The following is a 14,696-nucleotide window of genomic DNA, read 5'->3' on the forward strand; positions in this document are numbered from 1 at the left end:
AATTTTTTACTAGTAATTCTTACTTATTAATTAAATAATAATATAAGTTTAAAAATAATTTATTACTGTAGGTAACAATGTCAGCACTTCTTAAAATTAAAGCTATTCAAAAGTCTCTTTCAGTAAGTGAATTAAAACTTGCCAACTTTGTATTAAAATCATCCAATGCAATCAGAGATTTATCATCGCAAGAGCTAGCCAATGTGATTGGAATAAGTCAATCTAGTGTGGTTAAATTTACCCAAAAACTCGGTTATAAAGGCTATCCAGCTTTTAAAATGGCTGTTATTGATGCTCTAAATAGTGAAGCAAGTAGTGCCCCAACCTTACATGGGGAAATCACCTTAGATTCTACATTAACTCAAATTGCGGATATATTACTTAACAGTAAAATGGCTGTGCTTTCTGAAACCAAAGCACTTAATGAACAAAGTGCTTTTGAAGAAGCAGTAAAGTTAATCACTTCTGCTAAGCGTATTTTAATCTGTGGCTTGGGCGGCTCAGCTTTGGTCGGTAAAGATTTCTCATACAAATTACAAAAGCTAGGTTTACCGGCCTGCGCAGAGCTGGACGGTCATGCACAATTAGCTTATGTATCAACGTTTAAAAAAAATGACTTAGTCTTTGCCATTAGTGAATCAGGCCAAACAAGAGAAATTAAAGCAGTTACCGCTCAGGCAAAAGCGAATAAAAGCTCAGTAATATCTTTAACCAAGTATGGCTCTACACCTGTTTCAGATAATGCTGATGTGAAACTCTATTCTATTGCCGAACAAGAGTCTGTGCGCTTATCGTCGATTATCGCCAGAACATCACAAGAATTTATTATTGATATCTTGTTTATTGCGTTAACGCAAGCCTCTAGCCAAGGCAGAAAACTATTGGAAAAAAGTAACCGTGTGGTTAAAGACTTCCAACAAGCTTATGATTAATTGATACAGAGCTAATGGAAGTAAAGCCAACTAATAGTAGCCTAGCCAAAACCAAGCTAATTAGGATAAAGCAAATATTTAGCGCGTAACTGTTTAAAATCTGATAATCCCTGTTGCCAACCTGCTTCTATTTGCTTGAGGCTAACCCCAGCTTGAATACTCTTTCTTAACTCATCAGTGCCTGCTAACTTATCCATAAAATCAGGGTACTTGAAAAACACTTTCTCGTTTGTTGCGAACACCTGATACCACTGAATAAATGGTTGAAGATCTAGCCCATTCATCGTTGAAACTCTTAAATCTTGCCCAGTGAGTAACTTATCCATCAATTTAGGACTAAGCGCACTGCCTGGCATTGAAATAGGAGTAAAATGAAAATCACCAATAGAATATTCATTATGACCAATCACTTGAAAAGGAAACTCTGTTCCTCGCCCAATACTTACCACGGTTGATTCAAAAAAAGTAAGCGATGGATAAAGCTGAATAGATTGATCATTAGGTAAATTAGGACTCGGTTTTATTGGTAAAGAATAAGTGCTATGTCGCGTGTAGTTTTTGACTGAAATCACATGTAAATCGAGTTCATTTTTACTTGTTAACCACCCTTGCCCACTGATCATTTTTGCTAATTCACCTAATGTCATACCGTGTAAAACAGGTATTGGGTGCATACCAACAAATGACGAAAACTCTGCTTCCAATATTGGTCCGTTCACAAACTTTATATTAGGGTTAGGTCGATCGAAAACAATAAAGCTTTTCCCTGCTTCAGCCGCGGCTTCCATCATATAATGCATAGAGCTTAGAAAAGTGTAGAAACGGACACCAACATCTTGAATATCAAAAATAATAACATCAAGTTGTCTGATAATATCTGGTGAAGGCTTTTTGTTTTTTCCATAAATAGAAATAACAGGAAGCTGAGTAAGTGGGTCTATATTATCTTTAACCTCAGCACCTGCATCATGATTACCTCTAAAGCCATGCTCTGGAGCAAAGATATATTTAATATCAACATCGTGACTAATTAAAAAATCAACAAGATGTTTACCTTCCACGCTAGACGTTTGATTAACCACCAAACCCACTTTTTTACCCTGTAAAAAAGGTAAATACTTAGCAGGCTGTTCAGCCCCCACAATGATAGATTTAGCATGCCCAGTGAAACTAACAATACTTATAACAACAAGACACAGGCAATATAAAAACAAGTTAAGTGTTTTCATTTTATACATTTATTTTAATAGGTTGTTCGATAGAGTCATTAACCGCTGCTCTTAAGAAACCATGTTTACTTTCTAGTAATACAGCAGCTTCTTCTATTGGTAAATCAGTTAACACTAATAAAATGGCAAGCTTTACATTGTTATTTGCCTTAGCTAAAGCAGCTGTTGCTATATGAATATCACAAGCCGTTGCTTGCATAACAATACGGACTGCTCTAGCCTTCAGTTTCTCGTTACTTGCATGCACGTCAACCATCAAATTTTCATAACTCTTACCGGTTTTAACCATACTTGCCGTGGTGAGCATATTCAAAATCAATTTTTGTGCTGTGCCTGATTTTAGGCGCGTAGAGCCGGTTAATGCTTCAGGACCAACCTCGGCACAAATAGCAATATCAGCCTCGGTTAGTAACTCAGATCCTGAATTACAAGAAACACCAACAGCAACAGCACCAATTTCTTTAGCATATTTCAACGCTGAAATTGTATAAGGCGTACGTCCACTAGCCGCTATGCCAACCACGACATCCTCTTTGCATAAATGACAAGACTTTAACTCTGTTATTGCAAGAATAGGATCATCTTCAGCACCTTCTACAGCTTTATACATAGCACTTTCGCCACCCGCTATTAATGCGATGATTTGATGTTCAGAAACACTAAACGTTGGCGGACATTCAACAGCATCAAGTACACCTAAGCGACCGCTTGTACCTGCACCAACATAAATAAGTCTTCCACCTCGGCGAAACGCAGAAACAATTTTTTCTACTGCTAAGGTTATTTCAGGAATAGCTCGATGAACAACGTGAGCAACTTTCTGATCTTCTTTGTTTAAGGCAACTAACAAGCTTTTTGTATCGAATAAGTCTAAATCCATGGTATCTGGATTACGACCTTCGGACGCCATTAGTTGTAGATCATCAATCAATTGAGATTGTTGACGGTTTACTTTAATTTCCATGTATTACACACCCTGTAATTTGAATCTGTGTTAATTTTTTAGCCAATAAACAAGCGCCGTCTAAAGCATTACCTTTAGCTTCAACTAACATACTTTTTATTCTTGAGTTTAAAAAAGGCAATGTTGGTATTGATAAACCACCAAGTAATATAACTGGCAATTGATAATTTGATCGTGTTTTATCAATGAGATTTTCTACATGACCAACATGTTCCATTAAAATATTTCTAGCGACACAACATTTGTCATGATGTTCGAAAACTAAAGGCGTCAGACTTGCAAAATCAGACGGTTTCGCTGAAGTAGACCAAGCTAAAACATTATTTTGGTCGCCCCCAAACTTACTTACAATTGCTTGCGCCAATATACTTTCTACATGGCCTAGATCTTCTAGCTCTGATAATACTGCTCTAATAGCGAGTACTCCCATTTTGGCGCCACTCCCTTCATCGCCGACATTAAAACCCCAACCGCCAATTTGAATCTCTTTTCCATCAGCGGTTAACACCGCACCTACTGAGCCAGTACCTAGCGAAACAACCACAACAGGATTGCCTTCATTAGCTCCATATAGAGAGGTTTTTGCATCCGTATAAATGTTGACATTTTTATAGTCAGCGACAACAGAGCATTTAAATTCAGTTGCTTTTTCTTTATTACCTGCACCAGCTAAGCCAAATACAGCAGTAACATCAGTACTGCTACAGTTGGCTTGCGCACATAATTCAGCGACTAACGCCTTACAATGTTGTAAGGCTAAATCAAAATCATTAGTTAGTGATGCTGAACCGCCAGTTGCTAGCCACTGCTGTCCAGTGTGTAAATTTTCGAGTCTCGCAATGGTTTTCGTACCACCACCATCGACGCCTAAAATAAATTCACTTTTATTTATCATATCATTCATCGTTAGGAATCCAGACTAGCCGTTAAGTTGTTATCAACTACCTTTTTATTACGTCCTAGCATACAAACTAATAATGAAATAAACGAACCTATACATAATTGCCACGTAAAACCTAAATCAAATAACCATGCTTGAGGAAGGAAAATAGACATAACGTAAGGTTGGAAAAATAGCGTCACAATAAAGCCAATCATCAAGGCCCAAAACACAGAACTTGCATTCCCTCTTTGGGTAAACAATGCGGTAAAATAAACACCCAATAAGCCACTATAAGAGAAAACCATAACGCTTAATGCAAATTTCAGTAATGGCATATCTGTATATCGTTGCCAATAGAAGCAAAGAATTGCCATTAAACAAAGCGCGCCTGCAACAACAATCATGCCTACTTGGCCTGCTTTTACATAGTGTGACTCAGGCAAAGCTATTGTTTGTTTCTCTTTAAATGGTCGATATAAATCATTCACAATAACTGATGACATTGAGTTGAGCCCTGAGTTCAATGTCGATAAAGCCGCAGCAATAATACCAATAGTCACTAGTCCACGCACTCCTGAAGGAATTTCATTGAGCACGTAATACATAAATATTGTAATTTTTTCTCCTTGGAAACTTTGAATAAGATCACCCGTAGCCGACATTTGCATAATGTCAGGACGCTGATACAAAATAAAAAGTAATAATCCTATAACAATAAATAGCAACATCACAGGAATAACTAATAAAACAGAAAGTAGCATAGCTTTATTGGCTTCTTTCGCATTCTTACACGTTAGAATGCGTTGAGTCATATCTTGATCTAAACCAAAAGCAGCAAAATTTAGTAGCATGAAACCAGTAATTGCTGACCAAAAATTAAATACACCTGCTGATGAGAAATCCCAATCAAATTTGAAAAGTGCTAATTTAGAAGGAGCATTAGGTGCTGGATGTTGCAAAGCCTCAACTATTTGAGAAAAACTAGCGGGTATTGCAGTATAAATAAAATAGATAACAAAGACTGCCGCACTAACATAAACAGCACATTGAATAACATCACTATAGATTACCGTTCTAATGCCACTAAATACGGTATAAAGTAGGCCAACTAAGGTTAAAATAATCGTTGCTATAATCACGTTTTCAGCGTCGATATTACCAAATAGAATCATAGCGACAGCTAAAGCGGCCATATAAAGCCTTGCACCACTAGCAAAAATTCGCCCGAATAAATACATAATCCCTGCCTGCTTTTTAGCAGAGCTACCCATACGCTTTTCTAATAATTCATATACAGTAAATACTTTATTTTGATAAAATTTGGGGACTAAAATAACCGTCACTAAAACAGCAGCAATAATAGCACCAATATTTGTCGCTAAATAAGATAGATCACCTTGATACCCTTGATCAGGCCCACCTAAAAATGTCGCTGCTGACTGCGAGGTCGCTAAAATAGAAATAGCGACCATCCACGTTGGAATAGTATTCCCCCCAAGAAAAAAATCTTGGGTGTTATTTGATTTTTTACGGTTAAAATAAAGGCCAGAGCCTAATAACATAGCCCCATATAACCCAAAAACTAACCAATCCAAGCCTGAATATAATGTGCTCATATACTTCTCACAACGCCACTTCGTTAACACTTAGGAATAAATTATTCAAAGATTAACACAAATATATAATTAAATATAACAAAAATCTATAATTTACTATAACAAAAAGCTGATTCGAACATTAATTTGAAACTTAAAGCTCAATTAAACCATTGACAACATCTATTCCTAAACCAGGTAGTTCATTTAACTGAATTATCGACTTGTTGAAGGAAACACCGCCAGAGACAGGATCAAACTTACCTAATGCCGGACCATCCAAATCAATTTTAGTGATAGTGTTAGATTTTGCGACGGCTAAATGTGCTGCTGCAGAAACCCCAATACTGCCTTCAAGCATGCAGCCGATCATACATTCAACTTGATAAATTTTTGCAATATCAGCAATTTTAATGGCGTTAGAAATACCACCTGTTTTCATTAATTTAATATTGATAATATCGACTGAATGGCTGGTAATTAGATCTATTACTTGTTTAGGCGAGAATGCACTTTCATCAGCCATTATCGGGGTATGAACGCGATCTGAAATATATTTCAAACCCGCAATATCATCAGCCCGAACAGGTTGTTCAATTAGCTCTAATTGAATCCCTATACGCTCGAAGTAGTTAGCTGCATAAACCGTTTGTTTAGCGCTCCATCCTTGATTAACATCTAATCTTATCTGTACGTCATTACCTATAGCACTATGAATGGCTTTAACTCGCTCAATATCTTCTTTGATATCAGTACCAATTTTAATTTTTAGTATGTCAAAGTCATCCTCTATCGCTTTAAGTGAATCACTTACCATTTTATCGATTGTATCGACACTAATAGTTATATCAGTTTTTAATCTATTATTCCCTCCTCCTAATAATTTATAGAGAGGTGCGTTATGAAATTTCCCCCAAAGATCATAGATAGCAAGTTCTACTGCAGCTTTAGCACTACTGTTATTTACTAGTGAAGATTGAATAACATCAATAATATTGTTTAAATTCTCAATCTCCATTCCTCGTAATTTAGGTGACAATACACTACTGATTGCCGCCATAATACCGCCATGGGTGTCACCAGTAATTACAGGCGTTGCAGGAGCAGATCCATAACCTACCTGACCAACATCTGTTTCCACAATAACAACCAAGTCTTCAATATTTTCTACCGTTCTCATAGACGTTTTAAAAGGCGTGATCAATGGCACAATTAACTTGGCGAAACGGATATTTGTAATTTTCATTTTGCTACCTTATAACTTGAGGTAAATCATGTACCTCTATTACTTTGCGTTTGTTTAATCTGGGTTTTAGTTAAGTCTGATCTTTTTGATGTTATAAATTGTATCAATATAACTTTTCGTTTCTGACAAATGTAACGGCAACAATGGTGTAACTGAAACGCCATTAAGTGTGCCTTTATAATATTGTTTGTCTTTAGTGTAATATGACAGTCCTTTAACATCATGAATGATGTAAGGCTCGCCATTGTCATCACCTAAGTACATAACCACATGACCTGGAATATAAATTAAATCACCAATCTCTAACTGGCTAATAGCAGCCAATTTCTCTTGTTTACTAGATTCCGTAGTAAAATCAATATTTTTTCCATAACTAGCTTTGCCTTGTTGGCCTGAATTTCTCGGCATTAACAAACCAAATGTTTTATAAATTTCGCCAACAAACCCGGTGCAATCACGGCCATTATAGTCATGCCCCCAACCATAGCGTTCACCTAAAAACTTAAAACCTTGCTTGATAATATTTTGTTTTGTGAACGGTAAGTAACCAATATGGGTGTCTTTACTTTTGGCTATCATTGCGGGTAAAAAATCTAATCTGCCTTCGCTCGTTCTCACCGGTAATTGCACAATATAAGAAGCAAATGGATTTTGACCATATAAATGAGCAGTGTAGTCTTGCTTACTTATTAAAGGTAATTTAACTCCCATATCCAATTGAATCTCAGATACTTGTGCTTTATTAGGCACAAAAGTAGTAAAAACTTTATCTCCGGTGATCATTAAGAAATTAGTGTTATGTACAAAGTCATGAACGATTTTTTTGTCGCCTAGCGCAATATCTTCTTTTAATACCCAAGCAAGGTAGTTGTATGACTGTACGAGGTACCATTTTTTATCTTTACTTTCATGCAACACGGCAATAGCTTCACCGGGAAATACTGCCGTTTCTTGAAACCTATCAAGGTCGGTATCCATACCATTATTAAATACTCTGTCGGTTGTCGGAAAAGTACGCAAAGAGGTACGTTTAACAACGAGTCCCCATCTAACATTATTTTGCTCAAGTACCGCCGGTATATTTACATTATCTCTGTAATCGTTAAATTCTTTATCAGTTAACTTATGACCATCATAATAAAACCTATCACTACTTGGCACAGAGCTAATAGTATTAATATGGTGAGTTAATTGTGCTTTCGTTAACACCTTTGGTATTGCTAATGGATCAACAACGTGTGAATTACTCTGCATCACTTGCTGGTTAAATAGATTAACGCCCTTTTTATCTATTAACACTATGTTATCACTCGCTTTATTTTTTTCGTATAAATCAACCCAATAAGCACTATCTAACTGTGCTTCGTTTACATTAATAACATCTGATTTCCCTTCTACATAAGGAGATGCAGTAAGAGAGTAAACATTCATTTGTATAAATAATACGAATGAAACAAAAATTTTAACTTTCATGTAAAGTCCTTAAAACAGTAAATAATGTGACGCTAGATTTAGCTGAGTAATAAAAAGTTATATCGTTATAGGTAAATGCCCAGTCGCGCTTATTTGCCCACTGATTATTTGAGTTAAACCATTAAAAACAGCACCTGTGTATTCATCTGATCCACTAACTTGATACGCATTACCATCAAAGCAAGCTAATACCCAATCAGCGGTATTAGTAAACTGCTCTAATTGATAAGGCGCTTTAAGTGAAATATAAATAGTCGCTAATTGCTTCTGTTTTGCGTAAGCTAAAACATCTAATGCTTTATCCGCGTTACTTTTGTCACTTGATTTTTTAAGTGTTGTCGCCAGAGCTAAATCGCCAGCTTGCCCTAATTCAACAGCCGTCTTTTGACTATCATTTGCCACAATAACAAGCTCACTATTATCTAGCTGCTCAAGCATTGCAGTAGAATTACTCTCATCTAAACTTGAGCTAGTAATTGACCATGACGCTCCACCAATATTTAACGCGTATTGATTAAGTGCTAACGCCATTGCCTCTGATTGTGATTTTTTAGGGAACACAAGATGAATATTGTTAATCGTTGACATGCGTTTAACTAATACTGGATTAGGTTTTATTTCAACAATTGAATGCTGCACGAGTGCTTGTTCTAACGCTCTATGCTTTTCTATACCAAGCGTTTCTTTAGCTTGCGTCGTTAATTCACTAACATCTGTACTAACAGTGGCAGTTACCGCAGGTGCTAATTTTTGCTTTAAGGCAGTAATTCTTTCAACAGAGCTGTCAATATCATCAAGTGATAATTCTTCTGATAATACTTTATCAACTAATAGTTCAATAAATGCTTTAAAACGGGGTATATCTGAAGGTTGTCTAATACTCATTGGCATCATGGCAATATCAGCGCCAGCATTAAAAGTGTGAAGTACCGCCTCTTCTTCAGAAAAGAACTCTGCAATACCCGCCATATCTAACGCATCAGTAATAATTATGCCATCAAAGCCCATTTCATCTCGTAATAACGACGTTAATATTTTTTTCGATAACGTGGCGGGCTTTATCATTGATTCGCCAAATTTATTTACCACCAAACTATCATCAAGCGCTGGATATTGAATATGCGCGGTCATGATCATTTCAACATTGCTACGATCAATAGCTTGTTGAAATGGGAGTAAGTCAACCGATCTAACAACGTCATAAGGGTGCTCGACTCGCGGTAAACCAGTATGACTATCGGTATTGGTATCACCATGACCAGGAAAGTGTTTTAACGTGCCAATAACACCTTTAGACTGCAATCCTTCAAGCATCGCAATACCTAGCTCAGCAACAATCTCTGGTGTTTCACCAAAAGATCGTACATTGATAACGGGGTTATTTGGATTAATATTTACATCAACATCTGGAGCATGGTTAACATTAACGCCCAAAGTAGCTAATTCAGCACCAATAACTTCGCCAACTTTTCTTGCGTAATAATCACCATGGTTCTCATAGGTGGCACCAATTGCCATATTGCCGGTAAATGAAGTAGCCATAGTGCGAGGTAAACGAACAACTCGTCCACCTTCTTGATCAATTGAAATAAGTAATGGCTCTTCGCTTGCTGATGCTAACGCTGCTTGTTGCAAATCTTGAGTTAAATGAATAGTTTGCTCAATACCGGTAAAGTTTTCAGCAAATAAAATGACCGAACCTAATGATGTATCGGTAATTAACTCAGCTAAGTCCTTAGATAATGTTGTTACCGGCGTCACACATTGATTATCATCGGTAAAAACAACATGTTCTGTTAGCTCTGGACAATAATAGCGAATATCTAGCATTAATTTTTGCGCTATTTTTTGTGCTATTTCTGTACGACCGTCTTGATGTTTCCCCAATAAAGAGAGCGCTATAACTATCATTACAGCAAAGCTCAATATAATTTTTATACTAATACGACTCAACATACTTCCTCTTATTCTAATTAATGTTGTTCTATGGTTAAAATATTTGTAATGCTTGATGGCTTATTTTGAAATACGTGTGAAATTTAGATCAATGTAATCAAAGCTTGCATCAACATCATCCGAGTATCTATCCATTTTTAGCCCTACTACATTATTGTTTCCATCAATAATAAATTGTGCAAATGCATCTGCTTCTAGGCTTCTATCGTCATACCAAACAATAAATTCGTTATTTTCATTCTCTATTAATTGCCCGTGCATACGAATGGATTTCAATGATTCAAAATACAGTTGTTTATTTTTCATGGAAATTTTTACCTGACCAAACCAAGGGTCTTGATAAATACCTAAATAAGACGTCAAAGGTAAATTAACGCTTTTTCTATCAGGCATCACTTTGAGGTTTACTGTTGAATTTTTTGCTTGAATTCGGTTTTGTCGCTCTTGCTGCCTTTCCAATTGAATTGCTAGCCAATCTCTTTGTTCTACATCCATAAATGATTGCACAATACTGCTCATGATCGCACTTCTGGCATATGATGAGTTTTGGTTTATCAAGACAATAACACCTAAATCAAGCTCAGGTATCATCGTAATATAAGATAAGTTTCCTGATAGGCTACCAGTATGAGATACACGCTTATAGCCATGCATATCGGCTAAGCGCCAGCCTAAAGCATAAGACTTAAAGTTGGTGTTATCGTATTTTTTGTCATTATCAGAAACAGATAAAATAGTATGTGGCTGCCACATTGCTTTACTTTGTTGTTCACTAAATATTTTAACGCCTGCTGGTGATGTACCTTGGTTTAATTGTGTTTCAACCCAAGTAAGTAAATCATTAACGCTACACTTAATCCCTCCTGCCGCAGCCATAACACTATCTTTATGGTAGGTTTGATTCCGTTTAATAATGGTAGGTTTATTATTGATTAAGCCATGTGGTTGAGCAATGTTCGTCATTTGTTTAGCTGGTACTGCACCCGCAAAACAGCGGCTCATCTGTAGAGGCATAAAAATATTTTTTTCGACAAAATTCTCCCAAGACATACCTGTAACATTAGCGACAACTTCTCCAGCAACAATATAAAGCAAATTATCATAAGCATATTCACTACGAAAACCTGATGCTGGTTTGAGGAATTTTAAGTTATTAATAATCTCATCACGGCTAAAACCAGCCGGCTCAGGCCACAACATTAAATCGCCAGCAAAACGAGCTAAACCGCTGCGATGTGTTAACAAATCAGCTATGGTAAACTCTTTTGTTACCCAATCATCATATAAGGCAAAGTTAGGAATAATATCAACAACTTTACTTTCCCAAGTTATTTTTTCCTGATCAACTAATATAGCTAACGCAGCAGCAGTAAACGCTTTAGTGGTTGATGCTATTTTAAAGAGCGTTTTTGAATCAATTGCTAGCGCTTTATTAACATCTTGGCGTCCATAACCTTTATTTAATAATACTTTGCCATCCTTTATGACTCCTACTGCCGCACCTGGTACATTAAAAGTCGTTAATACGTCATTGACCAAGGTATCAACGTCTTCAGAATTAAAGGCCTTTTTTTGGGCATATACTGGTTGGCTAACCAATACACAAATAGAAATGAATATAATTAAATAATTTTTCATCGTTAAAAACGTCTCGAGTTAAATAATAAAACAGAATGTTGTCTAAAAAAGCAATACTTCAAATGAAGCATTGCTGATAGTAAACATCATAAAATAATGTTTTTACAAAAAGGCGATACCATAAAGTGCATAAAGAATAATAGTTAATGCTCCACCAAATAACGCATAAGGTAATTGCGTTTTAACGTGCTCTAATAATTCACAACCGGATGCAATAGCAGAAACCGCGGTAGTATCAGAAATAGGTGAACAATGATCTCCAAAAACACCACCACCTAAAATAGCCGCAATAATGAAAGAAGGTGGTAAGCCCATAGTTTGAATAAGCGGAACGCCAATTGGGATCAAGATGGCAAAAGTTCCCCAAGATGTTCCAGTAGAGAAGGCAATGACAGCACCTGCGATAAACAACATAGGGGCAATCATAAATAATGGTAAAGTGTCACCAATAATTTGTGCCACATAAACACCGGTACCTAATACTTTTAAACTAGCGCCTAATGTTAATGATAATAAAACAATGGTCACCAATGGCAATAACTCACTCATACCATCAAAACCAATTTTCACTAATTGGTGATGAGTAAATTTCTTAGTAGACAACATCATAATATAAGCTACTAGGCAGGCACTAACGGTTGCATACAAAACTGATTTTGAACCGCTGCCATTAGCTAAGGTGCCATCACCGGTCAAAAACATAAACATGATCATACCTAACACCATGGTTAATAAAGGTACAAACATAAATCTTGCTTTTGTTGGTTTAAACTCAGGTGTTGGTGCCGCATGGTTGTTTGATTTGTTGTCAATTTGACCTTCCCCTATCGATTTTGAACGAGCTAGAGGACCGTGTAAATTTCCAGTGTAAGCCGTATACCAAACCATCATAAGTGCAATAATAGGGTAGAAGTTAAGCGCAATAGTTCCCCACATAATTTCTGCCGCACTTTGTTCAAATTCATAGTTACTTAACAGGCCCAAAACAAAGGCTCCCCAGCCATTAAGAAGGACTAAAATACAAATAGGTGCTGCACTACTGTCAATAATATAAGCAAGTGTTGCACGACTCATTTTATAACGGTCAAACAAACCTCTAGAAACAATGCCCGCCGTTAATACCGAAAGATTACTTTCAATAAAAATTGCCATACCGGTGAAATTTGCCATAAACGCAGCTTGTCGCCTATTTTTCCCTAAACCTTTAGAGATAACATATTCAACCATTGCTGTTACGCCGCCAGAGTGACGCATAAATGCAAGCACAGCACCAATAATTAAACTAAAAAGAAGAATTCGCGTATTTCCTGCGGAGCCAAATACTGAGACAATACGCTCAAAAGCACCAACAACACCATCAAACAACATTGTCGAGCCTGTTTTAGCGAGTAATACTTCAGAAGTAATAATCGCTAATAGCAAAGCAAGTATTACTTCTTTCTTCCATAAGACCACTAAAACAGCAACTAACGGCGGTAACAATGAGTACCATTCCATATTCAACCCTTTATATAAATATAACTAATAAGACATACTGACAAATAAGAATAGATTATTCAAGCTTTAACAGTAAATGGTAATTTTTTATTAATAATAACAACGATTATTTGTTATCAAAAATTTCTTGGTAAGCATACACACCTTGGCTTCCTCCGGTATGTAAAAAAAGAATATTTTCTTTAGCACTAAAAACACCTTTTCGGCATAAATCAATCATGCCAGACATCGCTTTGCCCGTATAAACAGGATCTAGTATTAAACCTTCATGTTGTGCACAAAGTCTAACAGCCTCAATCATTTCATCTGTTGGAATACCATAACCTTTGCCATAATAATCTCCATTAGCAAACACTCGACCTTTGGCTAGGCTAGGGTCTAAACCAATTAAGGTTAAAGTTTTTTCTAATAATTCCGTTACTATCTGAATTTGTTCATCCGCTGGGCGACTAACACATATACCGAGTACCGGAATATCAACATCAGCTAAGATTAACCCTGCTAAAAGCCCTGCTTGTGTACCAGCACTGCCTGTAGCAAGTACAATATGATCAAGCGCGATGTCTTGATCTTTAATTTGGTCAATAACTTCTTGAGCACACTGAATGTAACCTAAGCTACCTATTTCGTTTGAGCCCCCCATCGGAATCAAATAAGGCTGTTTACCACTATTTTGTAAGCTTACCATCAGCTCATTTGCATAATCAGCGCAATTCTCTTCTGCTGATATACGATGAATAGTCGCACCCAATAAATTATTGAGTAAAACATTGCCATTTTGGTAATAGTCAGATTTTGGCGTACCTGATACATCTTCTAATACTAATTCACACTTTAAGCCAAACTTTGCAGCGACAGCAGCTGTTTGGCGCGCATGGTTCGATTGAATTCCGCCAACAGTGACTAAGGTATCAGCATTACCGGCTAAAGCTGCAGCAAGCAAATACTCTAACTTGCGCGTTTTATTACCCCCGCCAGCCAAGCCCGTACAATCATCACGTTTTATCAAGAGATTGTGGTTTAATATTTTCGATAAATGTGGCATCACCTCCAGCGGTGTAGGACTATGAGAAATAAGAACACGAGGGATTGCATTGAATTGTGGCATTGTTCGAAAACCTTAAACTTAAAAAATAAATGATAATATTGGATTATTGTCGGTCAGACACATTAAAAATACTATTAAATTGTGATCAACTATATATTTTAGAATAGATAATGTAATCACTGAAATAAAAATCCCCGCAAAAGCAGGGAGTTTAAATATACAAAAGTAATGTGAT

At 36.5% G+C, this 14,696-nt stretch carries 11 protein-coding genes; 1 reads left to right on the forward strand and 10 read right to left on the reverse strand.

Going from position 1 to position 14,696, the window contains the following annotated elements; translation table 11 throughout:
- Nucleotides 1-77: 77 nt before the first annotated feature.
- Entirely contained in the window at nucleotides 78-932 is an 855-nt protein-coding gene (locus tag Q4496_RS14835; protein ID WP_215971262.1) for a MurR/RpiR family transcriptional regulator, read from the forward strand.
- Nucleotides 933-988: 56 nt separating this feature from the next.
- On the opposite strand, the gene Q4496_RS14840 is transcribed toward Q4496_RS14835, so the two are convergent.
- The 10 genes from Q4496_RS14840 to Q4496_RS14885 form a co-directional block, all read right to left on the reverse strand.
- Nucleotides 989-2,170 (reverse strand): DUF1343 domain-containing protein, encoded by a 1,182-nt coding sequence (locus tag Q4496_RS14840; protein ID WP_303610746.1) that lies wholly within the window; start codon nucleotides 2,168-2,170, stop codon nucleotides 989-991.
- The gene (murQ, locus tag Q4496_RS14845) at nucleotides 2,163-3,125 is read right to left on the reverse strand and encodes an N-acetylmuramic acid 6-phosphate etherase (protein WP_303610747.1); all 963 of its coding nucleotides are present in this window, start codon (nucleotides 3,123-3,125) and stop codon (nucleotides 2,163-2,165) included. The genes Q4496_RS14840 and murQ overlap by 8 nt, the downstream gene beginning before the upstream one ends.
- Nucleotides 3,115-4,029 (reverse strand): BadF/BadG/BcrA/BcrD ATPase family protein, encoded by a 915-nt coding sequence (locus tag Q4496_RS14850; protein WP_303610748.1) that lies wholly within the window; start codon nucleotides 4,027-4,029, stop codon nucleotides 3,115-3,117. Before Q4496_RS14850 ends, murQ begins: the two co-directional genes overlap by 11 nt.
- Nucleotides 4,030-4,031: 2 nt before the next feature.
- On the reverse strand, nucleotides 4,032-5,624 hold the full coding sequence (locus Q4496_RS14855) for a sodium:solute symporter (RefSeq protein WP_215971266.1): 1,593 nt from the start codon (nucleotides 5,622-5,624) through the stop codon (nucleotides 4,032-4,034).
- 133 nt (nucleotides 5,625-5,757) lie between these two features.
- On the reverse strand, nucleotides 5,758-6,849 hold the full coding sequence (locus tag Q4496_RS14860; protein ID WP_303602345.1) for a dipeptide epimerase: 1,092 nt from the start codon (nucleotides 6,847-6,849) through the stop codon (nucleotides 5,758-5,760).
- Nucleotides 6,850-6,915: 66 nt separating this feature from the next.
- On the reverse strand, nucleotides 6,916-8,322 hold the full coding sequence (locus tag Q4496_RS14865; RefSeq protein ID WP_215971268.1) for an SH3 domain-containing protein: 1,407 nt from the start codon (nucleotides 8,320-8,322) through the stop codon (nucleotides 6,916-6,918).
- A 57-nt stretch (nucleotides 8,323-8,379) separates the two neighbouring features.
- Nucleotides 8,380-10,278: a glycoside hydrolase family 3 protein gene (locus Q4496_RS14870; protein ID WP_303610749.1), complete on the reverse strand. Its 1,899-nt coding sequence runs from the start codon at nucleotides 10,276-10,278 to the stop codon at nucleotides 8,380-8,382.
- Between the two features lie 60 nt (nucleotides 10,279-10,338).
- Nucleotides 10,339-11,916 carry a serine hydrolase gene (locus tag Q4496_RS14875; protein WP_303610750.1) on the reverse strand — a complete coding sequence of 526 codons (1,578 nt, stop codon included), beginning with the start codon at nucleotides 11,914-11,916 and terminating at the stop codon, nucleotides 10,339-10,341.
- A gap of 102 nt (nucleotides 11,917-12,018) precedes the next feature.
- Nucleotides 12,019-13,413 (reverse strand): Na+/H+ antiporter NhaC family protein, encoded by a 1,395-nt coding sequence (locus Q4496_RS14880; protein ID WP_303610751.1) that lies wholly within the window; start codon nucleotides 13,411-13,413, stop codon nucleotides 12,019-12,021.
- Nucleotides 13,414-13,519: 106 nt separating this feature from the next.
- Nucleotides 13,520-14,521 carry a D-cysteine desulfhydrase gene (locus tag Q4496_RS14885; protein ID WP_303610752.1) on the reverse strand — a complete coding sequence of 334 codons (1,002 nt, stop codon included), beginning with the start codon at nucleotides 14,519-14,521 and terminating at the stop codon, nucleotides 13,520-13,522.
- Nucleotides 14,522-14,696 lie beyond the last annotated feature (175 nt).

Source organism: Colwellia sp. 5_MG-2023, assembly GCF_030547795.1.
GTDB lineage: Bacteria > Pseudomonadota > Gammaproteobacteria > Enterobacterales > Alteromonadaceae > Colwellia.